Annotated in this window: 28 protein-coding genes and 1 tRNA gene; 22 read left to right on the top strand and 7 right to left on the bottom strand. The window is 51.3% G+C overall.

Features of this window, described 5'->3' with window-relative positions; genetic code table 11:
• Positions 1–25 precede the first annotated feature (25 nt).
• Both ACZ5OO_RS05480 and ACZ5OO_RS05475 read left to right on the top strand, forming a co-directional pair.
• Positions 26–235: an AbrB/MazE/SpoVT family DNA-binding domain-containing protein gene (locus ACZ5OO_RS05480; RefSeq protein WP_083773991.1), complete on the top strand. Its 210-nt coding sequence runs from the start codon at positions 26–28 to the stop codon at positions 233–235.
• Complete coding sequence (locus ACZ5OO_RS05475) at positions 210–1,619, top strand: N-6 DNA methylase (protein ID WP_464077998.1); 1,410 nt, start codon at positions 210–212, stop codon at positions 1,617–1,619. The genes ACZ5OO_RS05480 and ACZ5OO_RS05475 overlap by 26 nt, the downstream gene beginning before the upstream one ends.
• On the opposite strand, the gene ACZ5OO_RS05470 is transcribed toward ACZ5OO_RS05475, so the two are convergent.
• The 3 genes from ACZ5OO_RS05470 to ACZ5OO_RS05460 all read right to left on the bottom strand — a co-directional run bounded on the left by ACZ5OO_RS05470 (position 1,609) and on the right by ACZ5OO_RS05460 (position 3,037).
• Positions 1,609–2,145 carry a R.Pab1 family restriction endonuclease gene (locus ACZ5OO_RS05470; RefSeq protein ID WP_013266169.1) on the bottom strand — a complete coding sequence of 179 codons (537 nt, stop codon included), beginning with the start codon at positions 2,143–2,145 and terminating at the stop codon, positions 1,609–1,611. The two genes, ACZ5OO_RS05475 and ACZ5OO_RS05470, sit on opposite strands and share 11 nt — an antisense overlap.
• A 589-nt stretch (positions 2,146–2,734) precedes the next feature.
• The gene (locus tag ACZ5OO_RS05465) at positions 2,735–2,875 is read right to left on the bottom strand and encodes a hypothetical protein (RefSeq protein ID WP_464077997.1); all 141 of its coding nucleotides are present in this window, start codon (positions 2,873–2,875) and stop codon (positions 2,735–2,737) included.
• 87 nt (positions 2,876–2,962) lie between these two features.
• Positions 2,963–3,037: transfer RNA gene (locus ACZ5OO_RS05460), tRNA-Arg, on the bottom strand.
• A 143-nt stretch (positions 3,038–3,180) separates the two neighbouring features.
• On the opposite strand from ACZ5OO_RS05460, the gene ACZ5OO_RS05455 reads away from it, so the two are divergent.
• From ACZ5OO_RS05455 to alaS, 4 genes are all read left to right on the top strand, one after another.
• Positions 3,181–3,825 carry a 50S ribosomal protein L1 gene (locus ACZ5OO_RS05455; RefSeq protein ID WP_013266168.1) on the top strand — a complete coding sequence of 215 codons (645 nt, stop codon included), beginning with the start codon at positions 3,181–3,183 and terminating at the stop codon, positions 3,823–3,825.
• A 7-nt stretch (positions 3,826–3,832) separates the two neighbouring features.
• Entirely contained in the window at positions 3,833–4,867 is a 1,035-nt protein-coding gene (locus ACZ5OO_RS05450; protein WP_013266167.1) for a 50S ribosomal protein L10, read from the top strand.
• Between the two features lie 337 nt (positions 4,868–5,204).
• Positions 5,205–5,549: a 50S ribosomal protein P1 gene (gene rpl12p / locus ACZ5OO_RS05445; RefSeq protein WP_013266166.1), complete on the top strand. Its 345-nt coding sequence runs from the start codon at positions 5,205–5,207 to the stop codon at positions 5,547–5,549.
• Between the two features lie 92 nt (positions 5,550–5,641).
• Positions 5,642–8,395, top strand: a complete 2,754-nt coding sequence (alaS, locus tag ACZ5OO_RS05440) for an alanine--tRNA ligase (protein ID WP_238523617.1) — start codon at positions 5,642–5,644, stop codon at positions 8,393–8,395.
• 64 nt (positions 8,396–8,459) lie between these two features.
• On the opposite strand, the gene ACZ5OO_RS05435 is transcribed toward alaS, so the two are convergent.
• Positions 8,460–10,412, bottom strand: coding sequence for an aldehyde ferredoxin oxidoreductase N-terminal domain-containing protein (locus tag ACZ5OO_RS05435; protein ID WP_013266164.1), 1,953 nt, complete (start codon positions 10,410–10,412; stop codon positions 8,460–8,462).
• A 183-nt stretch (positions 10,413–10,595) separates the two neighbouring features.
• Here ACZ5OO_RS05435 and ACZ5OO_RS05430 point away from each other — a divergent pair, with 183 nt between their 5' ends.
• Positions 10,596–11,105: a 50S ribosomal protein L11 gene (locus tag ACZ5OO_RS05430; protein WP_013266163.1), complete on the top strand. Its 510-nt coding sequence runs from the start codon at positions 10,596–10,598 to the stop codon at positions 11,103–11,105.
• A 99-nt stretch (positions 11,106–11,204) separates the two neighbouring features.
• Complete coding sequence (locus ACZ5OO_RS05425; protein WP_148217086.1) at positions 11,205–11,786, top strand: hypothetical protein; 582 nt, start codon at positions 11,205–11,207, stop codon at positions 11,784–11,786.
• Between the two features lie 19 nt (positions 11,787–11,805).
• On the opposite strand, the gene ACZ5OO_RS05420 is transcribed toward ACZ5OO_RS05425, so the two are convergent.
• On the bottom strand, positions 11,806–12,690 hold the full coding sequence (locus ACZ5OO_RS05420; RefSeq protein WP_048812712.1) for a prenyltransferase: 885 nt from the start codon (positions 12,688–12,690) through the stop codon (positions 11,806–11,808).
• 137 nt (positions 12,691–12,827) lie between these two features.
• Here ACZ5OO_RS05420 and cysS point away from each other — a divergent pair, with 137 nt between their 5' ends.
• Positions 12,828–14,258: a cysteine--tRNA ligase gene (gene cysS / locus ACZ5OO_RS05415; protein WP_013266160.1), complete on the top strand. Its 1,431-nt coding sequence runs from the start codon at positions 12,828–12,830 to the stop codon at positions 14,256–14,258.
• 15 nt (positions 14,259–14,273) lie between these two features.
• On the opposite strand, the gene ACZ5OO_RS05410 is transcribed toward cysS, so the two are convergent.
• On the bottom strand, positions 14,274–15,644 hold the full coding sequence (locus ACZ5OO_RS05410) for a digeranylgeranylglycerophospholipid reductase (RefSeq protein ID WP_048812711.1): 1,371 nt from the start codon (positions 15,642–15,644) through the stop codon (positions 14,274–14,276).
• 126 nt (positions 15,645–15,770) lie between these two features.
• Entirely contained in the window at positions 15,771–16,304 is a 534-nt protein-coding gene (gene hsp20, locus ACZ5OO_RS05405) for an archaeal heat shock protein Hsp20 (protein WP_013266158.1), read from the bottom strand.
• Between the two features lie 173 nt (positions 16,305–16,477).
• On the opposite strand from hsp20, the gene ACZ5OO_RS05400 reads away from it, so the two are divergent.
• The 13 genes from ACZ5OO_RS05400 to ACZ5OO_RS05340 all read left to right on the top strand — a co-directional run bounded on the left by ACZ5OO_RS05400 (position 16,478) and on the right by ACZ5OO_RS05340 (position 25,059).
• Positions 16,478–17,338 carry a nucleotidyltransferase domain-containing protein gene (locus ACZ5OO_RS05400; protein ID WP_048812710.1) on the top strand — a complete coding sequence of 287 codons (861 nt, stop codon included), beginning with the start codon at positions 16,478–16,480 and terminating at the stop codon, positions 17,336–17,338.
• Positions 17,280–18,236, top strand: a complete 957-nt coding sequence (locus tag ACZ5OO_RS05395) for a hypothetical protein (RefSeq protein ID WP_048812709.1) — start codon at positions 17,280–17,282, stop codon at positions 18,234–18,236. Before ACZ5OO_RS05400 ends, ACZ5OO_RS05395 begins: the two co-directional genes overlap by 59 nt.
• A gap of 61 nt (positions 18,237–18,297) precedes the next feature.
• The gene (gene metG, locus ACZ5OO_RS05390; RefSeq protein ID WP_013266155.1) at positions 18,298–20,028 is read left to right on the top strand and encodes a methionine--tRNA ligase; all 1,731 of its coding nucleotides are present in this window, start codon (positions 18,298–18,300) and stop codon (positions 20,026–20,028) included.
• Between the two features lie 254 nt (positions 20,029–20,282).
• Entirely contained in the window at positions 20,283–20,708 is a 426-nt protein-coding gene (locus ACZ5OO_RS05385) for an AbrB/MazE/SpoVT family DNA-binding domain-containing protein (protein WP_013266154.1), read from the top strand.
• A 119-nt stretch (positions 20,709–20,827) separates the two neighbouring features.
• Entirely contained in the window at positions 20,828–21,250 is a 423-nt protein-coding gene (locus ACZ5OO_RS05380) for a 30S ribosomal protein S19 (protein ID WP_048812937.1), read from the top strand.
• Positions 21,251–21,256: 6 nt separating this feature from the next.
• Positions 21,257–21,736: a 50S ribosomal protein L22 gene (gene rplV / locus ACZ5OO_RS05375; protein WP_013266152.1), complete on the top strand. Its 480-nt coding sequence runs from the start codon at positions 21,257–21,259 to the stop codon at positions 21,734–21,736.
• 1 nt (position 21,737) lies between these two features.
• Positions 21,738–22,454: a 30S ribosomal protein S3 gene (locus ACZ5OO_RS05370; RefSeq protein WP_013266151.1), complete on the top strand. Its 717-nt coding sequence runs from the start codon at positions 21,738–21,740 to the stop codon at positions 22,452–22,454.
• Entirely contained in the window at positions 22,429–22,689 is a 261-nt protein-coding gene (gene rpmC, locus ACZ5OO_RS05365) for a 50S ribosomal protein L29 (protein WP_013266150.1), read from the top strand. Before ACZ5OO_RS05370 ends, rpmC begins: the two co-directional genes overlap by 26 nt.
• Positions 22,686–22,973, top strand: a complete 288-nt coding sequence (locus ACZ5OO_RS05360) for a ribonuclease P protein component 1 (RefSeq protein ID WP_013266149.1) — start codon at positions 22,686–22,688, stop codon at positions 22,971–22,973. Before rpmC ends, ACZ5OO_RS05360 begins: the two co-directional genes overlap by 4 nt.
• Positions 22,974–23,111: 138 nt before the next feature.
• On the top strand, positions 23,112–23,456 hold the full coding sequence (locus tag ACZ5OO_RS05355; RefSeq protein WP_013266148.1) for a 30S ribosomal protein S17: 345 nt from the start codon (positions 23,112–23,114) through the stop codon (positions 23,454–23,456).
• 5 nt (positions 23,457–23,461) lie between these two features.
• Positions 23,462–23,884, top strand: a complete 423-nt coding sequence (locus tag ACZ5OO_RS05350; RefSeq protein ID WP_013266147.1) for a 50S ribosomal protein L14 — start codon at positions 23,462–23,464, stop codon at positions 23,882–23,884.
• 12 nt (positions 23,885–23,896) lie between these two features.
• On the top strand, positions 23,897–24,307 hold the full coding sequence (rplX, locus tag ACZ5OO_RS05345) for a 50S ribosomal protein L24 (RefSeq protein WP_013266146.1): 411 nt from the start codon (positions 23,897–23,899) through the stop codon (positions 24,305–24,307).
• Positions 24,307–25,059: a 30S ribosomal protein S4e gene (locus tag ACZ5OO_RS05340; RefSeq protein ID WP_013266145.1), complete on the top strand. Its 753-nt coding sequence runs from the start codon at positions 24,307–24,309 to the stop codon at positions 25,057–25,059. The genes rplX and ACZ5OO_RS05340 overlap by 1 nt, the downstream gene beginning before the upstream one ends.
• The last annotated feature ends 3 nt before the right edge of the window (positions 25,060–25,062 follow it).

Raw genomic sequence — 25,062 nt, 5'->3', positions numbered from 1 at the left:
CTATATTTATGATAGGTGATAGGCAATGGGGGAAATCACTGTGCTTACCAAAGCTACATCGAAAAGCAAATCCTTAAGAACCACCGTTCCTGCGGGCATTGTCAGGCAATTCAACCTTTCAGAGGGGGATAAGCTCAACTGGGAAATTAGAGCTGAAGGTAAAGAACTTGTAATTGTGGTCAGGCCCCTGAGAAAGGTGAGTTATGGGCTTGCAGGCGGACAACCACTTCAGTAGAAAGGAAAAGGTGTACGGGCAGTTCTTCACTCCGCCAGAGGTAGCTAACTTTATCGTTGACTTCGCCTCAACGTTTGTCCAGGAGAAGAACAGGGCCGTGGACCCCGCGTGCGGCGATGGGGTGTTCCTCTCAGCCCTGCTCAGGAGCGGGTTCAGGGAGGTCTGGGGCATGGACATCGATGGGTCAGTCCTTAATCGCATGCCAGAACACGTGAGGAAGAGCGCTAAAGTCCTCATCGGCGACGCCCTTGTCATGAACCCCCTTTTCCCTCAGGATGATGCCCTGCCCGCCAATTCCTTTGACCTAGTCGTGGGCAACCCCCCCTTCAGCGCTAAGTTCGGCAGGGTCCGCGACAGCAGGCTGGAGCTGTATGAACTGGGCAGGGGCAGGAGGTCGCAGGCCATCGAGGTCCTCTTCCTTGAAAGGTTCATCACGCTCGCCAGGCCAGGCGGCGTCATTGGGATAATACTGCCTGACGGCATATTCATCAACAAGAACTACGAGTATGTGAGGAGGTTCATATTGAAGTACAAGGTCCTGGGGGTCGTCTCGCTGCCCAGGGGGATATTCAGGTCGAGCCTGAGCACGACCTCCAAGACCTCCGTCCTCTTCCTCAGGAAGGCCAGGGGCGACAATGATGAGGTGTTCATGTATGAGGCCAGGGACCTCGACGAGCTTCAGGAGGTAATCAGGGTGTACAGGGAGAGGAAGGGCCTGTGGGCCAGGGTGAGGCCTGACAGCCTCCACCCGAAGAGCTACAGCGCCGCGGAAGTGAAGTTCAGCGGCTCCCTGCCAGTAAAGGAGCTGGGGGAGCTCGTCCTCGACATCCACGCGGGCGCCACCGAGTACGGCCCCCGCAGGAGGTTCGCAGACAGGGGGCTGAGGTTCATATCCGCAAAGGTTGTGACCCCCTTCGGCATAGACTTCAGGAGGGATGAGAAGTTCATCGAGCCAGGCAGCGACATGGATAAGAGGCGTGGTCACGTTGAGGTAGATGATATAGTGTTCGTCAGGGTCGGCGTGGGGTCCGCTGGCAGGTGCGCGGTCATCGTGGACGAGTCTGACCTGGGCGTGGCTGACGACTGGATATACATTATAAAGGTTGACAAGAGGAGGATACTGCCGCACTACCTGGCCATGTTCCTTCAGACCGAGCTGGGCCAGAGGCAGCTGGAGAGCCTGAAAAGGGGGGTCGGGACGGTGACCATACCCATCTCTGAGCTGAGGAAAGTGAAAGTCCCCGTCCCGTCCATGGACTTCCAGGAGTGGGTCAGGTCGGAATACCTCAGGATGGTTAAGTTCCTGCGGGAAGGGAATAAGAGGGAGGCGGAGAAGGTGTTCAACGTAATTAAGGGGAAAATAGAGGAGCTCGTTAAACATTAACATTTAAATACCTTAATATATTAAGAATATCCTTTCTATGAGTGTCCGACGCTAATAGAAAAGATTTTAACAGCCCTAATATGTGGTCACTGTTAAGAAACACCTTTACTTTCTCATTCTGATAGGCCTTTCTGCCAATTAGTTTTTGTCCGTCTTCTAAAGGAAGTGCTTTCTCGCATGGGATATAGAGAAACACCATCGCTTGATAACCTACAGCTCTTTGCTTTGGCTTTAGTATTATATCAATATAATAGTTATCTGTTAGGCCATCTAACCTTAAAATAGGAGTTAATTCATTTATTAGTTTAAATTCATTGTAATATCTATTATCTTCGATTCTCTGTATTGTAAATTTTTTGTCAAACGTATCGACATTTCTGTATTCTTCAACAACTCGCTTAATTTCCATTTTAAGATTCGTATCATTATTTAGCGCCTTGTCAAGGCACTCACCAAACTCAATAAGTCTCCCATTAGGGTCTCGGTATGATATTTGCCACTCTATATAGTCTTTATCAGTTATCACTGTACTGCGAGGCGCGATCGGTTCATAACCGTTTCGTTTAAGTCGGATCTTTGAAGTAGGTGAAGTGATAGGCAGAATACAGGATACCCTTTTTTGGTTCTTGTCAAATTCGCATTTGATAGATGCATTGCTTTTAGACATTTTATTACTTCCCAATTCAACAACACCTTTCATTATTTTTATACCTTTCTATAACTATACTTGCAACGCCCTAAATGGAGCACCCCAAGATTCAACAGAAACCCAAACCTCTTGACTGTATAAATCTGGCTGCTTCCCTAGGCATTGGTAAAATCAAGTTGTTTCTCTTTGCATACTTGCTACCTGGCCTTTGTTTAAGCGTCTAGGAGAGATATTTTCTATTAATTTTAAGGTATTGTTGCTTAAATAGACCCAATCGCATGGTTTGCTCCCTCCCTTAATCCCAAGGAATAGTCTATAGATTCATTTTTACGACTCCTAATGTCTTTAATTTATTCCATCCTACGACTATTTATCAAACTCTTCTTTACTCAATAATTTAGGGGTTCCCTTACAACTTCATCAGGCACCCTCCTTTGCCTATATATGCAGGCTTGATTTGGTGCTTTTAATTTAGAGCAAGCCTCGTTAAAGCCCATCTTGTTTTAAAGAAATTTATAATATTAAACCTAATATCGCTATTTGTTGCATTAATATTAATCTTGCTGAACCACTCTTCCCTGTCGATATCCTTTCCTATTTCTTCCATGAGTTCCCAGTCCTCTCATAAATTGGGAACCATAACCAGTTTATATGGATCTGAAAAGTATAGCTTAATGAAATTTATGATTTATAGCGGACCCGGGGGGATTTGAACCCCCGACCATCGGCTTAGAGGGCCGACGCTCCGTCCTGGCTGAGCTACGGGTCCCAAAAGACTAAGGGCGATTATTGCTTAAAAACATTGTCAGGGCGCATGCCGGAAGGCTTGTCTAAGGCTAGGAAACCGCTTTTTAACCCCACAGGGTTTCTTATACACCGCGTAAGGCTAAGGCTGCAAAGAGGTGTCAAGGCGTGCCCTTACAGCAAGAGGCCCTGATAGAGTATATAAACAGGGCGCTTTCGCTCTCCAAGAAGACGAAGTTCGAGCAGGCGGTAGAACTCATAGTTACCCTCAAGGACTTTGATGTCAAGAGCCCAGAGGGCAGACTGAGGGAAGTTGTGTTCTTACCTCATAAGCCTGCCAAGGAGCCAAACGTCTGCGTGGTGGCTGCGGGTGACCTTCTGCTTGAGGCTAAGAAGCTTGGCGTAACCACCATTTCAAGGGACGATCTGAACGCCATGCGTGGTGACAAGAAGAGGGTCAAGGCCATAGGCCGCTCGTGCGACTGGGTTCTTGTTCAGGCCGATCTCATGGGTCTTGTTGGCAGCGTCCTGGGCCCAGCCCTAGGACCGAGGGGCAAGGTGCCAACTCCTATACCGCCCAGGGCCAACTTGACAGAGTTCGTCAACAACTATAAGAGGGCCGCCTGGGTCAGGATCAGGGGCCAGCCACAGATAATGAGCAGGGTAGGAACTACGTCAATGAAGCCTGAAGAGCTCGTTGACAACGTAAATGCCGTCCTCTCTGTGGTGGAGTCAAGGATAGGGGCAGCCAAGATAGGAGGCATTTATATAAAGACTACTATGGGTACACCCGTGGAAGTGCCGCTGAGGTGATGTTAACATGGCAATAATGATCCAGAAGAAAGGCAGACCCGAGCCGCCAGAATATAAGAAACAGAGGGTGGCAGAGCTTGAGAAAATATTCGCGGAGAACAAGTATGTTCTCTTCGCCGACTTAGAGGGGCTGCCTGCCAAGCAGCTTCAGATGATAAGGAAGGAGCTCCGTGGCAAGGCAATAATGACCGTAGCCAAGAAAAACCTTGTCTACTTGGCGCTCGAGCGCCGTGGCCTCAAGAAGGAGAAGATAGAGCCTTACCTTAAGCACGGGGTTCTTGTGATAGCAACCAATGAGAACCCGTTCCTGCTAACCTTGACAATAGATAAGCTGAAGATGCCCGCGCCAGCCAAGCCAGGGCAGGTGGCAACTAAGGACATAGTAGTACCCGAAGGCGACACAGGCATCAGGCCTGGCCCCATGGTAAGCGTGTTTGGAAAGCTTAAGATACCCTACGAGGTCAGGAAGGGAACCATATACATAAAGAGCGATACGGTCGTGGCCAAAAAGGGCGATGTTATATCCCCTGACCTTGCAAGCCTTCTGCAGCAGCTAGGCATACAGCCCATGGAGATAGGACTTGACATAGTTGCGGCATGGGATGGCGAAACAGTCATACCTGGTGATGTGCTGCACATAGACCTTGAGGCGACGAAGAACGACATAATAAGGTCGGAGCAGGAGAGCACCTACCTTGCTAAGACCATAGGGTTCTTCGAGGTGCCCGAGGTTGTGCAGATGCTGGCAGTTGAGACAGAGCTAGAGGCCCTCTCAGTAATAAGGGCCGGCGAGCTAGCGTTAGACGCCGACACTGCTAAGGCCGCTATTGAGCAGGCGGTCGCTGAAGAGACCTCTATCATAGCAGCTCTTGGCGATAAAGCTAAAGAGCTAGGCCTTGAGGTGGTGCAGGCAGCGCCTGCGGCGGCCCCTGCGCAGGCGCCTGCGCAGCAGGGAGGGGAGCAGAAGAAGGAGGAAGAGAAGAAGAGCGAGGCCAGCGAGGCTGACATCAGCGCAGGCCTCTCAGGGCTCTTCGGCTCGTAGCGCTTTTGTTTAGAGAATTGCTGTCTCTTGCGCCGCTACTAGCCGGCAAGGCCCACCAGCGACATAGGCTCCCTTTTCCTCTGCTGCAGGGGACCTTAAGCCGTATCAGACGTCTTTTTAAAGATCCCCTAAGTTATAGGGCAGCAAGGCCTTAACATATAATGTCTTTAGTCAAGTTGATGATATGACGACATCGTCGAAAATCTTTTGAAAAGCTTCAGCCTTGTCTATGCTCTTTCGCCATGCCAAGTACCCAGGTCTTGGTCAACACGTTAACTCAGCAACATTCTTTATAACTCCCCTGCTATAACAGCTACTGGAAAGGGGTTGATGGAGTATGGCACAGGAAGGCAAGGCCTACGTGCATGCGGCCCTTGCACTTTACTACGCGGGGGCCCAGATAAACGAGGACAATCTCAAAAAGGTAGTTGAGGCCCTAGGCCTTCAGGTGGACGATGCGAAAGTTAAGATGCTCGTTGCCAGCCTCTCACAGCTAAACCTTGAGGATGTCCTTAAGAATGCCACTGCAGTGAGCGTGGCCGCCCCAGCGGCAGCGCCTGCGGCGGCCCCTGCGCAGGCGCCTGCGCAGCAGGGAGGGGAGCAGAAGAAGGAGGAAGAGAAGAAGAGCGAGGCCAGCGAGGCTGACATCAGCGCAGGCCTCTCAGGGCTCTTCGGCATGTGAACATCTGCACGAAACTCCACCGATATTGGAAGAAACCTATTTTACTAACGTCAAAGTTCTACCCTAGTAAGGAAGGACGGAAGGTGTAAGGCTTGCCAATTCAGGTGAACCCTAGCGAGTATAGGCTCCCCTTCTTCAAGGAGCAGGGGTATCAGAGGAAGCAGTGCAGGGTTGGAGGGGACTTCTTCTGGACGCTCAATGCTAGCTTTGACACTTGCCAGGACGTGCCCGACACTGATTACTGGTTTGACAGGATACCCTCAGTGCCAGGACTAACTGTGGCGGAGGCCAGGAGGAAGTTCATAGATTTCTTTGCAAGGCACGGCCACACGCCGATTCAGCCAAGGCCTGTGGTGGCCAGGTGGCGTGAGGACCTTTACCTGACAATAGCAAGCATCGTGGACTTTCAGCCGCACGTGACCAGCGGCCTGGTGCCGCCCCCTGCAAACCCCCTCGTGATAAGCCAGCCTTGTATAAGGCTTGAGGATATAGATAACGTAGGCCTCACCATAGGGAGGCACCTGACCACGTTTGAGATGGCCGCGCACCACGCATTCAACTACCCTGACAAGCAGGTCTATTGGAAAGACGAGACCGTGAGGTACGCCTACGAGTTCTTCACCAAGGAGCTTGGAATACCCGGGGACCTCATAGTGTTTAAGGAGTCCTGGTGGGAGGGAGGAGGCAACGCTGGGCCATCGTTTGAGGTCACCGTCGGCGGACTCGAATTAGCAACCCTGGTATTCATGCAGTACAAGATAGATGAAAATGGCAACTACGTGGAGCTCCCGCTGAAAATCGTCGACACAGGCTACGGAGTTGAGCGTATGGCCTGGTTCACGCAGAAGACTCCAACAGCCTTCCACGCCATCTATGGCCAGCTACTGGATAAGGCGAGGAGCGAGCTAGGCCTTCCGAGGCCCCCTGAGGAGTACCTCTGGGCAGCCTTCAGGGCTGCGGCTAAGTTCAACCCCGACGTGGAGGGGAGCCTTGACGCCTTTTACCAGCAGGTCTCAAAGACAACAGGCGCTCCCCTGAGCGAGGTCAGGCAGGTTTTGGAGCGCGAGGCAAGGCTTTACAGCGTGCTGGATCACAGCAAGACCATAGCAATGATGTTGGGCGATGGAGTTGTTCCAAGCAACTCGGGGGAGGGCTACCTTGCCAGGCTGGTGATAAGGAGGGCCCTGAGACAGCTCAGGCTTCTCAACGAGAACTATGACCTTGCCAAGATTGTTGATATGCAGATAGACCTCTGGGGCTCCGACTTCCCGCAGCTCAAGGAGAACAGGAGCTACATCATTGAGGCGGTCGGCCTTGAGGAGGATAGGTACAAGGACCTGCTTAGGAGGGGCGAGAAGCTAGTCCTGCGCGAGTTGTCACAGGGGGCAAGCCTGGAGACCCTCATTAAGCTTTACGACAGCTATGGTATACCTCCAGAGGTCGCTGCAGAGGCTGCGGCTAAGAAGGGTATAACCGTGCTGGTGCCGCGCAACTTCTACTCGCTGGTGGCGGCCAGGCACAGGGCCCCTGCCAAGGTACGTTCCATAGAGGAGAAGAGCTCCCTGCCGGAGGACGTGGTCTCTTGGGCCCGCCAGTTTAAACCAACGGAGCTGCTGTTCCACAAGGACCCCTATGCAAGGAGCTTTACCGCTAAGATATTGGGTGTCAAGGGCGAGTACGTGGTATTGGACTCAACGATATTCTACGCCACCGGCGGCGGCCAGCTTAACGACGTAGGAGTTATGGAGATCTGCGGTGAAAGGTATAACGTGGTGGACGTTCAGAAGGCAGGTGACGTGATAGTTCACAAGCTCGACAGGGCCGTTGATAATGCTTCATGTGGCGAGGCCAGGGGAGAGATAGACTGGGTCCGCAGGTTTAGACTTATGAGGCATCACACGGCAACCCACATAATACTCGGGGCCGCAAGAAGGGTCTTAGGTAACCATGTATGGCAGGCAGGAGCGGAGAAGACGCCTGAGAAGGCAAGGCTTGACATAACTCACCATAAACCCCTTACAAGGGAGGAGGTCAGAAGGATAGAAGAGCTGGCAAACAGAGTCATTGATGAGAGGAGGCCAGTGCTGCAGGCCTACATGGACCGCAATGAGGCCGAGTCCAAGTATGGCTTTGTGCTCTACGAGGGCGGAGTTCCAATGGAGCGTAAGATAAGAGTTGTGGAAGTCCAGGGCTGGGACGTTGAAGCATGTTTCGGGACGCATGTGACAAACACTGGCGACATAGGAGGCATAAAGATAATCAATGTAGAGAAGATACAGGATGGCGTAGTTAGGCTTGAGTTCGTGGCAGGTACGAGGGTTCCTGAAGAGATGGCGGCCCTCGAAGATAGGATGACACAGCTGTCCTCAGAGCTAGGATCGCAAGGTGGAGAGGAGCTGAATAAAGTCAAGGAGCTTAAAGATGAGTTGATGAAGCTGAAGGAGTCGGTAAAGGCTTACCGTAGCCTATGGCTTAGCACTGCCAAGGGTCTCATAGTCTCAAGCAAGGTTAATGGTCTTATTGTAGCGACCTTGGAGTACCCAGAGCCTGACGTGAAGTCAGCGCGCGACGCGTTAAAGGAGCTAACTGACGAGTTCATAAACTCAGTCATAACTGTAGCCGTTAAAGAGGATAAGGGCTACAGATACGAACTTGGCATAGGCAGGGAGGCCTCCAGGATACTGAGCGCGGAGGCAATACTTGCGGCAATTTCATCAGAGCTCAAGGTTACCGGCGGAGGCAGGGGCACCTACGGAAGTTTCTTCACTAGCGAGGTCCCAGAGAAGGTTGATGCCATAATAAAGCGCTCCGTTTCCAGGATAGTATCTCAGAATGCTCAGAGCTGATGACATTTGTCGCAGTTACCGGCAACAACAGTGGCCACTTAAAACAGCATGTCATTTATAGATGTCAAGAGACCTTATTCAGCTCTTCCTGGAGTTTCTTGTAGAACCTGTTCCACCACTCAGCCATTTTCTCGGTGTGGTACATGGAGTCCTCCCAGCCATGTACGCCTGTCTCAGCAGCGAGAGAAGCTATGGCGTCCATGACTTTTCTGGACTCCCAAGGCTCTGGCGTAGCCTCGGATTTGGCCTGATACTCGGCTATTCTCTTATAGGTCAAGAGGCCATGTTTATAGACGTCCAGGTCAACCCCAAGCATCTCCTTATAGAGGCCCGCAAGGGCCTCTTCGGCCCAGCCCCTGTGGAACCTGCAGAACCCGGCGTTTGCTATTAGCAGTTCCATCACCGCGCGCCGTAGCGCTGCGGAGGCGTAGTCCTCAGGCTCTCTAAATGCCGGCGAGTAGTCGGTCCAGTATTTGCCAAGCACGAAGAGCGGCGCGAGGACCCCTGGCGACCAGTAAAAGTTCGGTGTGAAGTAACCGCTCTTGCCAAAGGCTGCATACACCAGGAGATCCTCAAACTTAACACCGCTCTTGGCCACGCGGTCGCTGTAGAGGTTGTCGAGCTCCTTGGCCGCGGCCCTGAGCCCCATGGAGCCCACTATCTTAAGGACTTTAGTGGTATCATCGCTTACTAGGTTTATGAGGAGCTTCCTGGCCAGCTCAGCGTTCACCTTGCTGGCCTCCAGACCCTGGAGCTTTGGATCCATCACCGGCCTCTTGTCAAGCCCCACATCTTCTGGGTTCAGCAATCCCTTGTCTATGAGGTCGAATATCCATCCCACGAAGTGGCCTGCCTCTATGGCATCGAGTCCCAGGTTATCAACCAGGTCCACTAGCTCTGCGCTCTTCTTTATGTCAAAGATCCCACTTATGGGACCAACTCCATGGGCAGGCTCATAGTCTATCTTGACCTTATTAAATATTTTCTTGCAGACGACAGGGCACGGCTCGCCGCAGTTCTTGGAGGCAGGCGTGAGCTTTCCTCCGTCAAAGACCTCGTCCTGGAATGGACGCCAGAAGTAGTCCATAATTTTCCCGTGTAGTTCAAGCCTGAGGCCACGACTTAAGTACACGTGGTTATAATTGAGCACTGGAACAAGTTCTTTGTAGTGTGGGTAGTTCTCGCCAAACGTGCCTCCCGTCTTAGAGGCTGGGTCAAACCTATACTTGGTAGTCTTGTCAAGGAGCGCCTGCGAGAAGGGCTTCTTGTAGACCTCCTGTGTGATCTTGTTGAGTATCTGAACATTTGAAAGGTTTGGATTAGGCCTCTTGTAAGTCCCACCAAAAGTTATGGCCACAACGTTGTGCGCCTGTGCCATAACAGAGCCCCCGCCGCCCCTAGAGGCCGAGTCCGAGACTTCTGTCAAGTTGCCTTTGTCATCTAGGACGTAGCTGAAGATACCTGCGAAGAGGGTCTTATAGGCTCCAGGCCCCACCACAGCCACTCTGGCGTGATTCTTAACTATGAGGTCCCTGTCCATGTCAACAACGTACTTAGTTAGCGCTTTAGTGCCGCTGAGCCCTGAGTAGTTCGAGTATATCCTGTTAAGCTCGTCAAAGCTTATATCCGAGAAGTCCACGGAGACTTCGCCGTTAGAGCCACCTATAACCCTTATGAGCAGGGGCCTCTCGCTTCTGCCGGTAATCACAATTGCGTCAAGTCCAGTCCTGAAGAATGAGTAGCCGGCCCCTCCCATCTCGCTCACGTGGAGGCCCCTGCTCTCTGGGCTCTTGAAGATGGCCACTATTCTGTGGCTGCCAACAACGGCGCCGCCTGCAAAGGGTCCTATTCCAAGCACAAGGGGATTGGCAGGGTCCAGAGGGTCTACGTTATAACTCTTCATGTCTAAGTGTATCTGAAGCCCAAGGTCAACTATCCCAAAGAGCTCTGGGTCGTTTATGGATTCGATCTTATAAGAACGTTTTGTGGCATCGACATAAAGCACTTTGAACCCCATTTAAGTTAAGCACCTCCATTTATCTCCGTTAGGAATAGTTTTGTAAGGGAAGTTAAATAAGTATAGGACCGGCCTTAGATCAAATTAGGTTTCGTTTAATGGCTTTATATTAAAATTTCATGAAACTATGAGTAGCTGAAACTTTTATAACCCAAGGCAAGTCAGTTATGAGAGGTGCTACGGGTGCCGCAGGAGAAGATAATAAACATTCAGATAGAAGGGGGAAACGCTAAGCCCGGCCCGCCCCTAGGCCCAACTTTATCCTCCCTAGGCCTAAATGTCAAGCAGGTAATAGATGAGATCAATAATAAGACAAAGGACTTTAAGGGCATGACAGTGCCTGTAAAGATAACAGTTGACATGACGACAAAATCTTATCGCATAGAGGTCGGGATCCCTACCGTTACAGCGTTACTGCTCAAGGAGGCAGGCGTCGACGCTCCCAGTGGCGATCCGGCCCACAAGAAGATAGGCAACGTAAGTTTTGAGTCCATAGTCAAGGTCTCGTTAATGGTAAAGCCTAAGATAACCGCTAAGACCCTAAAGTCGGCCGTTAAGAGCGTGCTTGGCACCGCCAAGAGCATAGGGCTAACGGTGGACAACAAAGACCCAAAGGAAGTCATAAAGGACGTGGACGCGGGCGCTTATGATGAAATAATAAGCAAGTACGAGCCTGAGTGGGCCTCCCGCTAAGATATGGCGTGTTTCAAAGTCCGTGACTCCGCAGTAACCAGTTCTTGATCAGTAGTAAGGGGTTCTTGATTAAAGGCAGCAGGAACGGGGCGCATGTTGGTGACCTCAATTAAGACTTTGACCCTGGTGTTAGTAGGAGCTGACCTTCTGGTAACCTCCTCGATCACATACGCTGTTCACCTGATGACAGGGATTTCATGGTACATATCTATTATTGTCTATACAGTCCTCTGGCTCTCCGCCATGCTGTTTATAGCATGGCTCCTCCGTAACGAGCTTAGGGTCTCCCTCGCCGAAATGTCTATCCTCCAGGCAGCGGCTTGCAGAGAATGCAGCTATATGTTTCTGAGAGACGTATTGACATGTAACCTTGACGGCTCAGGCGCTATCAGCGCCGCGGTCTGCATATCATTCCAGGACAATAGACTTTACTTTTACAGGTACTATGATGCAACTCCTACTAAAGACCCCAGGGACTTTCCCTGCGTGAGGTTTGAGGCGGGCCTCTTCGACTCCGCGGGTCCGGTCAGCGTATTCAAGGGTAAGGGCATGTTTTTGTTGCCTTCAGGTAACGTGCAGAGAGGGGACATCGAGGTGTACTACACAAACTATAATGATTTAAACAAAATCGGGGAGAGCCTCAAGATTATTCTTAAAACGGTGGAAGTTAGTGGGCTATAGCTTTGGAACCTACGTAAGGTTATAAAGTCATATGAAGTATCAGCCCCATTATTTCAAATAACCCAAAGACTATGGCAAGATTGGCGGTCATCATGTCGATCTGTAGCCAGGACTTAGTGCTTTTCACTTTTCTAGCTATTGAGAAGAGCAAAGGCAAGGACAGTAGTGACAGAAGAGTTTCAGGTGGCAATATGCCTAGAACCACTAGAGCAGCCTGAACAACATAGGCAACGGACATGAAAACGTAGTAGATGGCCTTAGAGAGCTCTGGGCCCAGCACGGTAGCCAAGGTCTTTGCTCTCTTGCTATCCCTGCCTAAGTCCCTTATATTATTTGCCATAAGTACGTCATCTATGATGAAAGCCATCGGTATGCCGACCGCGAGCCCCTTCAGAGACAGCGAGCCGCTAGCCAGGTAGTACCCTGTGAGCGTCAGGAGCAACATGGAGACAATCACGGCCAGATCGCCAAGGGCCCTATACTTCAGTTCCAGGGGCGGCGCGCTGTAGAAGTACCCGAAGAAAATGCCAAGAAGTCCTAGGAGTATTGCTAATGGCCTCCCTAGAACAGCCACTGCAACCCCGAGCGCCGCTGAGGAAAGGAAGAAAACGAGAGATATGGACTGAGCCCTCCTGGGCCCCACCTCCTTGTCGAAGACGAAGTTGTATCTGAGCGTAGCTAAGTCTGGGCTGTCTATGCCTTTGTAAAAGTCATAGACGTCGTTAAGTATATTGGTAGCAGAATGCATGAGGAGCTCGCCTACGATAGCTAACATGAGTATCAACATCACTGGCAGAGAAAACTCAGCTTTATTGAACGAGAGAAACCCTATCATTAATACCACTATAAACATAGGCAAGCTCCACGGTCTAGTACCCATGAAGACTTTCTTGGGGCTGGTCAAGTTGACACCACTTTATAGTGGTTTGAAAGAAACTTAAAAACATTGGGGAGCGACCGCATTACTTCGATGGCAGCTAGAGCCCCCGTAGCGGCAAATTTAAGGACCTTTGATACGCAGCCTTAGCTTAGGCGAGCAGGATGACGCTGACGGTAACTAACACCCTAGGAAGAAGGGAGGAAGTCTTCAGGCCATGGTCCCCTCCACTTGTAACCATGTACGTCTGTGGTCCAACAGTGTACGACTACGTTCACATAGGTCACGCTAAGACGTTTGTGGCATTCGATGGGATAAAGAGATACCTATCGTTGATAGGCTATTCCGTATACCACGTTCAGAACATAACAGACATAGATGACAAGATAATAAAGAGGGCCTCGGATCGCGGCGTGAGCTGGAAAGAGGTAGCGGACAGTTACGCGCAGGATTACCTGGAAAGCCTCTCAAGGCTCAACATAAGAGTTGACTTACACCCCAGGGTGACATCTCACATAAACGAAATCATAGATTTTATAGGGAAGCTCATAGAGAAAGGCTATGCTTATGTAGCGCCGAGCGGCAGCGTTTACTTCGATGTCGATGCATACCCTGACTATGGAAGGCTTAGCGGCAACTTCAACAAGGCCCTGTGGGATCAAGGCGAGGGAGTGGTGTCAGAGAAGCGCCATCCTTACGACTTTGCTCTGTGGAAAGCTGCCAAGCCTGGGGAACCTTGGTGGGAAAGCCCTTGGGGCCGCGGGAGGCCCGGGTGGCACATAGAGTGCAGCGTGATGAGCAGCAGGTACCTTGGGAGTAGGATTGACATTCATGGAGGGGGCTCCGATCTCATATTTCCACATCATGAGAACGAGAGGGCCCAGAGCGAGAGCCTCTTTGGCGGTCCCTGGGTTAAGTACTGGCTTCACACCGGCATGCTAACTATAAGGGGCGAGAAGATGAGCAAGAGCCTTGGAAACATTGTAAGCTTAAGGGACGCGATAAATGAGTGGGGCCCCAATGTAATAAGGATGTGGGTTCTCACATCTCATTATAGAGGAAGCCTCGAGTACTCCGAACAAAGCCTTGGGCAGGCCAAGAAGCTGGTCGAGAGGCTGCGCGATATTGCGAGCGACGTGGTCAAGAGGCTCTCTAAGGAGGAGTATGTCAACTATATGAAAGCTGCAGATGTCGACGAACTTTTCAAGCTAAGGTCCCTGTACCTAAACTGGCACGCGGCAATGCAGAGAGACTTTAACATGGGAGAGGCCGCGGGCAGCGTATGGGCCTTAACCTCAGAATATTACAAGTACATAGCTTCATCAGAGTCAAGGGCACTCATAGCTTTCACATACAAAATGCTTGTAGACTTTAACAGGGTTTACGCAGTTTTAGATGATATTTTTGAGAGAGCGCCAATGGCCCCCGTGGCTTCCCTTGAGGACCAGCTAATAGACCTCTTAGTTGAGGTTAGGTCACAGCTTCGTAAGAATAAGATGTACGACCTAGCAGATTACATAAGGTCCAAGCTAGCCTCATACGGCATAACTCTAGTCGATAAAGGCGAGGAGACCACATGGAAAAGAGCGGGCTGACGAATGATGGAAAAGCTAAGCCACGCCTATCTTAGACTTATACTCGGAGTAAAGGGCATTGATGGCTGAGACCCAGGTGTCGAGGCCTTCTGGTGACGTTGGATAGGCGTCATAGAGCTGCTGAACCCTCTTCATATAGGTGGCCACCGTGGCCAGCTTGGGCAGCAGCGAGGGCCTGCCGAGCATGCGAAGCGCTATAGAGACCTTGTCAAGGAGCCCTAAGTTAGCCTTCAGCTCGCCTGAGACGCTAGTCTCATAAACTTGGTCCGCGTTCATTATGCCATGCTTAAGGCCGTACTCTATGTCGTCATTGCTGAGCCTCTGTAGGAATATCCTGAAGATGTCAAGGGAAGCCTGCCTTTTCCCAATGGACTTTATGTAATTTATGTTAAGGTCCCACAGGGCCTTGGCTGAGAAGTCGTTCTCGGTGAACGCCTTAATTATTGACTTAGAGGCGTAGTAGGCCGCGACCATAGCATAGCCCATTCCACCTCCGTGCACTGGGTTCACAGTATACCCGTTGTCCCCTATTCCAATGAAGTTATCCCATACCAGCGTGTTAGCAGGGCGCCTAGTTGGAACCTTAGAGCCGGCCGCGTTGATAACCCTTCTGTAGTTCTTGACTTCGTCTAATTTTTCGAGCCTCTGCTTGAATATAGTGTTAGGGGTTGGGTAACCCATGCCGCCCTGAACCCCGAGGCCTATGTTGGCGGACTCCTTGCCCTCAGGGAAGTACCACCAGTAGCCCCCTGGGGATATCTCCTGGTTAACGTAGATCTTAAGGTAGCTGGGCTCCTCTACAGTGTAGTTCAGTTCCCTGATCTCACGGTAGGCTATGTTAGCATCCTTAGGGTCCAGGGGTTCATTAACGGGCCAGGAGGTGGGCAGCTGCCTCCTAAGGAGGCCGCTGTTGCCAGTAGCGTCCACTATGATCTTTCCCCTGAATAGAAGGTCCTCACCGTTCTCGCCTTTGGCATAAACACCAACAAGCTTTCCCTCCTCTAGCTTAGGCGACGTAACGCGGGTCCTCATGTAAATATCGACGCCGCCCTTAGCGCTCTCATTGATGAGGGTAAGCCCGTACTTGTTCCTGTCTATTATAAACCCTTCGCCGTTAACCCTTAGCTTGACGCCCCCGTAGGGACTTATTATATCAATGCCGTCTATCTTTTGCTTAAGCGACTCGCCCGTGGGATATGGAAGGCCTGTCTCGTCAAAGTGGTGCTTGCCTATAGCGTCACCACAGGGCTTGCCCCACGCGCCTTCAGGGCCGTTCATTTCAATGCCTGCCACTTCGAGCCCGGATTTCCTTAGAAGGTAAGCAAGTGAGGAGCCTGCAGGGCCAAGGCCTACAATTACTACGTCATACGTTAGCTCCTTTGTCAAGACGAACCTCCTTGAGCTACTGCTTTGTGCAGGGTTTAAAAACAACTATACTTAAGCTGAGGGCGCTCGCCAATATCGAGTCAGACTCGCTTGGACTACAGTGAAGAGGGGAAGACCACCCGTGCGTTACTCTATCTTTATATTGACGCTTCCCTTCGATCCCTGAAGCTTCTTAAACTTAATTTCAAGCACTCCATTCTTGAACGTAGCCTTGGCTGAGCTCGGATCCACAACAGCTGGCAGCTCTACTTCCTTTGAATACTTTCTCTTGTCGCCTTCAGCCCTAATGCTGACCGTTCTCTCAGTGGCTGAAACCTTTATTTGATCCTTGTCGACGCCAGGCAGATCAGCCACTACCCATACCTCATCGTCACGTTCCATAACGTCTACCATCGGTTCAGTCTCGTCGCTTATTATTACCTTCCCCCTGCCCTCCTTCTTTATGTTGCCAAACTGCTCTATATGAGGTACGCCGTCTGGGCCAACGTAGACCCTCACACCATAATAATATGGTCCCTCCTTGGCGGGGGCGTTCTTAAGCAAGTCCTCGAAGTCTCTCTCCATGTCCTCAAATTCCTCTTCAAATCTCTTCATGAGGTCATCTATCTCATCAAATAGGTCATCAAAAGATCTCCTTTTCTTCTTGCGGTCGTCGCTCAACTCCTAACCCCCAAGGCTTTTAGTATCCTCGGAGATTTTATATAGTATAGCTGAACGTAGTCTTAGTTCATTGTGGCGTTTATTGCTGAGGGCCAGCATTTAGAATTTAGATTTGCATTTGCTCAGAGGCTTATTTGGCAGCACAAGTTATGTGTTAATGAAGGAGATCGGCGATGCCCTTCGAGGGATGGCTGGTAAGGTCTTCTGATGGCGCCGTCTGGATCATCAAAGGTTACGAGCACCCCGATGATGGCCATATAGCGGTTCCTTATCACAGCAACTTCCCTTGGCATGTTAACAACAAGAACGCAGATGGCGTCTCCTACAGGTACTTGGACTGCATCGGCAGAGAAGCCTACGTAGTCCCCAGACTCTATGGGACCTTAATAGATCCATCCGATGCTATAAGGAGAGTTACCTTGCCGCGGAGCCTGAGCGAACTACTTGACGTGCTGAGCCCCGAGTGGGCTGGTATAACTGGCAGCCGGGCCCTGGGAACAGCGAAACCCTCCAGCGACTATGACCTCCTGCTCTACTCTAATAAGCCCTCAGAGCTTTACAACTCGCTAAAGGACCTCGCCCAAGAAGGCCTAATAGCTGAATGCGAGCATGAAACCAGGTACTCTAAAGTTAAGGACACCTGGTCCTTAGATGACTTCAATGCGTTGCACGCTTTCAAACTTCTGGACTCCTGTTACAAGGGCGTCGCCTATACCTTGAGGTTGCTTAGGCAGGTCGAGGAAAGGGGGTGCACCAGCTTTTACAGAAGCCTGGGCTGGTTTGAAGGCGCTGTTTATATTAATGACATAGGTGAGGGCTTCCTGGTCCCGGCAAGGTACAGGGTTAGGCTAGGCTTCATGGAACTAACCGCTTACATGTTAACATGGAGAACGAGGTACCAGGAGCTGCCCCCTGGCAGGTACCTGGCCAGAGGCCTATTACAGGCCTCGGGGTCAGATCTGTATTTGATACCAGATGTTTGGGGCTACGTTAAGCCGCTGCAGGTATGGACATGGAAGCGCGATAATAACTAGGGGCCTTCTGTTTGGCGTAGAGATAGGGCTGCAGTCGCCGCCAGGGTTCATACCAATAATACCCAAATATGTGCCCTGCGACCACGGCAAATGGGGAAGGCCAGGGGCTAAGCTATGCCGTGTCATAGAAAGCTACGGCCCAGGCGGAGTTGCTAAGGCTTTTGAAGGCGCTGGACTTAAGCTCCTGTATGATCCCGCTTACTCCTCCTACATGCCATACATTCCCATGAGCGGCGTGCTCGTTTACATAAGCCCTAAGGAGGCCCTGAGGAGGGCGCTGAGCGGCGGGTCCCCGCTTGTTGTTGAGCTGGCAAGGGCAGCGCACGCCCTTTCAAGGGCTGTGGGCTCTGCTGACAGCTTGGGGCTCACAGGTTCCTTTGCTATGGAAATAGAGCAAAGCTTCTCTGACATAGATTTTGTGGTCTATGGCGCTTATGAGGCAGCTGCGGCCTTCGAATTCTTCACAAAGTCGCTGAGGGAAGGAGAATGTAAAGAGGACTTCGGTGGGGTGCGCCTGAGAGGCTTCGCCTGCCTTGAGTGGAGAAGGGGCCTTCTGGACGGTGTCAATGTTCCAATTAGCTGGGTGGGCGTGCCTGAGGGCCCCGCCTCTGCATGTAGACCGCTCAGCGAGTATAATCATATAGAGCCGCCTGCGAGGAGCTACGCTAACGTCCTCACAATACAGCCATACCAGGAGAGCGCCCTCCTTTACCCTCCATGCGTTTCTACAGAGGAGGGCGTAACAATAGTTTCATTTGAGTACAACCTAGGGGGTTACCTCTACATGGGAGGCGAGGTCTTTGTAGATGGCCTAGCTACGTCAGATGGCAAAGTGGTTTACGTAGGGACCAGGGAGAGGCCTGGAGGCTTAACTCTAATTAGGCAGTTCAAGCCTTGATGATGCGAAGATGACTTATAGCTGTGGGACTATCCCCTCTGTAGAGCTGAAGTGAAGCACCATGGGCAAATACATAGTGGCCTCAGCATGGCCATACTCTAACTTCATACCTCACCTGGGCACCGTGCTTCACCTGCTGAGCGCAGACGTGTACGCCAGGTACCTGAAGCTGATGGGTCACGATGTTGTGTTTGTGACGGGCAGCGACGAGCACGGCACTCCCATAGAGCTCGAAGCCAGGAAGAGGGGCATAAAACCTAAGGAGCTCACGGACCAGGTCCATGCCTATGACGTTGAGCTCTTTAAGAAGTTCGAGTTCGACTTCAGCCTATACTCGAGGACTGAGAGCCCGATACACAAGGAGTTCGTCAGGGAGTTCTTCCTTAACTTACAGAGGAGAGGTTACGTCTTCCCCCAGGATGAGGAGATGCCCTATTGTCCTAATGATAAGATGTTCTTGCCCGACAGGTTCATAGAGGGCACATGCCCTTACTGTGGTTACGAACACGCTAGAGGCGATCAGTGCGATAACTGTGGCAGGCTGCTCACTCCAAGGGACCTCATAAACCCCAGGTGCGCTATATGTGGCGCAACGCCAATCTGGTTGAAGACCACGAACTACTACATAGACTTGGGCAAGGTTCAGGAGAAGCTGCTCTCCTGGCTTCAGAGCAGTGAGCTCCAGGATAGCGTCAAGAACTATAGCATAGAGTGGGTCAAGCAGGGTTTGAAGCCAAGGGCGCTGACCAGGGATATAGAGTGGGGCATACAAGCACCCTTTGAAGGCGCTGAGAATAAAACTATCTACGTCTGGTTTGACGCTCTACTTGGCTACGTTAGCGCCACCAAGGAATACCTAATGTCCAAGGGCGGGGACGAGAACTCCTGGAAGCAGTGGTGGTTCGACCCCTCAACCAGGTCTGTTTACTTTATAGGCAAGGACAACATACCGTTCCACTCCATAATACTTCCCTCGCTCTTCATGGCCTCAGGGGACCCATACGTGTTGCCGTGGCGCATAAGCGCCACCGACTACTTGCTCTATGAGGGAAGGCACTTCAGCAAGAGCAGGAGGGTTGGCGTCTGGATAGACGAGGCCCTAGAGATCGCCCCGGCAGACTACTGGAGGTGGGCGCTGATAAGAATGAGGCCGGAGAGCGGCGACGTAAGCTTTCAGTGGAAGGAGTTCTACAGGATAGTGAACAGCGAGCTAAATGACGACATAGGAAACCTGGCCTACAGGGTGCTAAGCTTCGTGAAGAGCAGATTTGACGGCGTTATGCCTCCTGCTACCGCCCCTGATACCCGCGACAAGGAGACGCTGGAGGAGGCCACATCGTTAGCTAGCAAAGTTATAGAGCACATGGACAACGTTGAGCTGAAGAGGGCCAGCGAGTTCGTGCTTGAGGTGGCGCGCCTAGGCAACAGGTACCTCAACGAGTCAGCTCCCTGGGATCTTATAAAGAGGGACAGGGAGAGAGCGGGCACCGTAATTAATGTGGCGGCTAGCATAGTAAAGACCGTGGCGCACCTAATAACGCCCTTTATGCCTAGCATAGCAGAAGACCTCTGGCATCAGCTAGGCTTCACCGGAAGCGTGATGGATGCTAAGTGGCCCGAGAACCTCGGCAAGCCCATAAGTGGAGGCTCTAGGATAGGAGAGATTCACCCGCTCTTCAGGAAGCTGCCCGAGGACTTCTTGAACAACATCGAAAGAATTATAGAGGAGTCGCGGGCCAAGGCTAACTCCAAGAGGCCTCCCCTTCTGAAGGACTATGGCATAGCTGGCTAGCGCAAAGGCCGTTAAAAACGCTGAGCGCACTATATTACAGGACCACGGGATGAGGACGTGGGCAGCCAGCGACGTCAAGGATGAGATGCCTAGACTCACACTGACCGTGGGGCGCATTAAGGTCCTTTTGAGTAAATTGGGTAAAAGAGATACCAGTTAGGTTGAGTCTAATGAGTTTAGGTACGCCGTTCATTACTCCAAAAATTTTAATAACGTTACCTTTAGAGTATGTGAACCGGAGGTGGGATAGTTAAATGTCCACAAGGCTCACGGGCCTGGTGAAGGTAGACTCCAAGGGGAGGATAACGATACCACAGACCATAAGGGAGTCGCTAGGTATAGAGGCCGGCATGCTAGTAGCTATGCTGGCCGACACTGATAAAAAGGAGATAATAGTGAGCCCGATACTGGCTGAGAATGCCAAAGTTATAGAGATTGACGTCTCAGTACTTGATAAGGTTGGCGCTCTAGCTAAGGTGGCTGACAAGCTAAGCGAGCTGAAGGTTGACATAGTTGCCAGCAGGTGTGCCTCGATAACAAGGGGAGAGGAGGGGGAGTGTGTCTTCATAGCCGACATGAGCCAGTCGAACGCCGACGTGGAGACCATACGTAAGGCTCTTGAAAATTTAGACATCGTGACACAGGTTATGATAAGGCAGTTCGAAGCGCCGAGCTTTTGATGAAGAAGACATTAGCCGCAGCAGAGGTCTCATGCCGCACTTTCTCTAACCAATCTAATACCTAAAACTATTTAAAAGCCCCTACAGTCCTGGAATGGCGGAGCCGAGGGGCAGTAATGATGTCAATAGAGCTGAGGCCCGAGTGGAGGAGGTTCAAGTACAGGGGCAGAAGCTTAGAGGAGCTTCTAAACATGTCACTTGACGAGTTCATTTCTCTGCTTCCAGCGAGGCAGAGGAGGAGCCTGCAGAGGGGGTTGACGCCTGCCCAGAAGAAGCTGCTAGCTAAGATAAGGGCTCTTAGGCGCTCAGGCAAGACCGATGTCATGATAAAGACTCACGTGAGGAACCTAGTTGTGCTGCCAGAGATGGTAGGTTTAACAATAGCCGTCTATAATGGTAAAGAGTACGTGCCTGTAAGAGTAGTCCCAGAGATGATAGGGCATAGGCTGGGCGAGTTCAGCCACACAACAAAGATAGTGCACCACGGCGAGCCAGGCCTCAAGGCTTCAAAGAGCAGCCTGCACATAGCAGCTAAGGGGTGATCCAGTATGCCGGAGTGGTCCTATTCGTTTAAGCCTGCCAACGAGGGCCTATCGGCTAAGGCTATGATGTGGGACGTACCAGTTCATCCTAAGGTCATGGTAGAGGTCGCGAGGGCTATAAAGGGCATGAAGCTGAGCGATGCCGAAGAGTACCTCAGAAGGGTTATAGAGCTTAAGGAGCCGGTACCGTACAGGTCAGCTTCGAAAAAGATACCTCATAAGAGGGGATTAGCTGACAGATGGGGTATACCAATGGGTAAGTACCCAGTTAAGGCAGCCAGGTACATGTTGAAGCTTCTTGAGAACGTCTCTAACAACGCTGAGAACAAGAACCTAGATGTGGATAACCTTTACGTGGTTCACGTGGGTGTTTATAAGGGGATAACGCTCAAGAGGGTTTACCCCAGGGCCTTTGGGAGGGCCGACATTATAAGGAAGGTGCATTCTCACGTCGAGGTGATAGTTGAGGAGAGGGGTGGCAGCTGAAATGTCCAAGATTAAGAGCTACTTCCTGAGGCAAGGCCTGACAAGGGTGAAGGTTGACGAGTACCTGGCTCAGAACTTCTACACTGCAGGCTATGCTGGAGTCCAGATAGTCCAGAGCGGGCTAGGTACTAGGGTTCACATATTTGCTGAGAGGCCGGCGCTAGTCATAGGAAGGAGAGGCGCTACAATAAGGAAGCTGCAGGCTGTCCTGGAAAAGGTGTTTGGACTTGAGGGTGTTCAGGTAACCGTCAGCCAGCCTGACAACATGGAGCTTAATGCTAGGGTACAGGCGTTTAGGATAGCGAGGGCGCTCGAGATGGGCTACCACTTCAGGAGGGTAGCTATGGCTACTATGAGAAGGATTATGGAGGCTGGCGCTGTTGGCGTAGAGATAGTCATAAGCGGGAAGCTCAGCAGGGAGAGGGCTAGGTTCGAGAAGCTTCAGGCGGGTAAGGTTATAAAGACTGGGAACGTTGTCGACGTTTATACAGATCGCGCCATAGCTTACGCCAAGCTGCCTTTAGGCATAATTGGAGTTGAAGTTCGCATAATCAGGCCTGAGGCGGCAAGGCCAGATATATTATTAAGGCCCGACTCTGAGGCAGCAGCGATAGCCGCGCAGTTAAGTGAAGAGGCCCCTGAGGGCCAGGGCGAGCAGAGAGTCAAGGAGATTATAGAGGGAGGTGAGGAGGGTGGCGAAGTACAGGCTAAGTCCTGATGATCTGCGTAAGCGGAGCCTGGAGGAGCTTACAAAGCTTCTGCAGGAGCAGAGGAGCGAGCTGACATCGCTGCGTCAGAAGGCGCTATCCGGCTCCATAGACTCGCCCGCTAAGATAAGGGAGATAAGGAAAAACATAGCCCGGATACTTACTGTAATGAATGAGCTGTCCAGGAAGAGCCAGCAAACTAAAACGGTAGCAGGAACGGCAAATTCCCAGCAGGGGCAAGGATGAAGTTCACCTCATCAAATATAAGGTTTAGGCCTCTCATAGGTTTGAAGTTAAAGGTGATTAGTTCTACAGATCCCTCTCTGCTTGGAGTCTCCGGTACCGTTGTGGGCGACTCTAAGAATGCTCTAAGGCTTAGGGTGGAAAGAGGCGATAGAAAAAAGGAAATAACTATCATAAAGCTTCACTCAACGTTCTCTATAACAACTCCTGACGGCGACTTTATTGTTAGGGGGTTAGACATTATAGGTAGGCCGGAGGAGAGGCTGAAGAAGGCCATAAGGGGGTAGCCTAGCATTCAAAGGTCAAGATTAGCACAGCGCTGACATCTGCTCAGGCGCTAATGCATGCCTATAGCGTGAGACGTGACGGGGAAACCCTTTTAAGTCCTTAGATAGACCCGCACAGAGGAAAGGGGATATTAGAACATGCCTGCTCAAAAGGCGCTAAAAGCGTTAAGCGTGCCTGGAGTTAAGCCGCCATCTGTATCCTGCACTGACCCTAACTGTCCCTGGCACGGATCACTCAGAGTTCGCGGCGTGCTTCTGGAGGGAACCGTGGAGAAGTTGAAGACTAAGACCACGGTCGTAGTAAGGCACGATTACCTTTACTATGACAGTAAGTTCAAGAGGTATGAGTGGAGAAGGACAAAGAAGCACGCCCATGTACCGCCGTGCGTTGACGTGAAGCCCGGTGATAAGGTCCTAATAGGCGAGACCAGACCCCTTTCCAAGACAGTTAAATTCGTTGTGCTAGGAAAGCTCGAGAGGTGACAGAAGTGGTAAGGAGGCAGAAGTTCACTGCGATACTTTCACGCTTTGGATATAGCGCTGGCCTTCAGGTGGGCACTTATGCTGTAGTAGCCGATAACAGTGGTGCTAAGGAAGCCATGATAGTTGATGTGCCTGGAGTTAAGACTAGGGTAAGGAGACTTGCAGCGGCAGGGCCTGGCGACATGGTGATAGTTACTATAAAGAAGGGCACCCCTCAGGTTAGAAAACAGATAAGCTACGCGGTTGTCATAAGGCAAAAGAGGCCTTACAGGAGGCCGGATGGGACTTGGATCTCCTTCTCAGATAATGCTATTGTTTTAATAAACCAGGATGGAACGCCGAAGGGCAGCGAGGTCAGAGGTCCCGTGGCCAGGGAAGCGGCTGAGAGGTGGCCATCTATAGCAAAGCTCGCAACAACGATAATTTAGGGGGTGAGGTAGGTGGCCAGCCAGCAGCCCAGGGAGCAGCGTAAGGCGTTTTACAACGCGACTTTACACCTTAGGCATAAGCTCGTCTCGGCGCACTTGAGCAAGGAACTAAGGGATAAACTTGGCATAAGGTCACTGCCGCTTAGGGTGGGAGATAAGGTCATAGTAATAAAGGGTGACCACAAGGGCAAGAGTGGCAAGGTAGCTGAGGTTGACCTAAAGGGACTGTGGGTCAAGGTAGAGGGCATAACCAGGAAGAAGGCTGATGGAACCGAAATACTTGTCAAGCTAAGGCCATGGAATCTAGTCATAACAGACCTTAACTTGAAGGATGATTGGCGCAAAAAGATTATAGAGAGGAAGGGCGGCAACGTACAGGCAGCCGCGCAACAAGAGGCTCAGCAGGCTGGAGGTGCTAAATAATGGCTAGGATGGGAGGGTCTAGGCACTTAAAGGCGCTCAGCGCGCCCAGCGTCCAGAGGATTCCGAGAAAGGTAAGACCCTGGACCGTAAAGCCGTCACCAGGCCCGCACCCTGCAGACAGAAGCCTCCCTCTGCTCATAGTTATAAGGGATCTGTTGAAGTATGCAGAGACAGCGCGCGAGGCCACCAAGATAATTTCGTCAGGGCAAGTCAAGGTCGACGGGAAAGTTGTGAGGGATTACAAGTTCCCCATAGGTGTTATGGATATTGTAGAGCTGCCCTCGCTCAATCTTTACTACCGCGTAGTCCCTGACCCAACAGGTACGTTAAGGCTAGTACCGATAAGCAAAGAGGAGGCGTCACTAAAGCTTCTCAGAATCGAAGGCGTCACAACGCTCAAGGGAGGACACTTCCAGGTTCACCTGAGTGACGGAAGGAACGTCCTAGTGAGGGTTGAGGATTCAAGAAAGCCTGGTCAACTTCCTTACAAGCCGCTGGACTCTCTTGTGTTAAACGTTCCTGAAGGTACAGTTAAGGATCACATAGAATTCAAGGAAGGCAGCCTCGCGCTGGTCGTGTGGGGCAGAAACATGGGCAAGCTTGGCAAAATAGTAAGCGTCACGAGGGGGTGGGGCTGGGACAGGAGCGTGGCATCCCTGCAGGACTCGGCCGGTAACTCCTTCGAGACCTCGCTGTCCAACATTTACGTGGTGGGTAGAGATAAGCCAGTGGTAACCGTGACGCAGGGGTGATGT

The sequence above is a fragment of the Acidilobus aceticus genome, from assembly GCF_055392325.1.
This window is presented reverse-complemented; position numbering and strand designations above follow the sequence as displayed.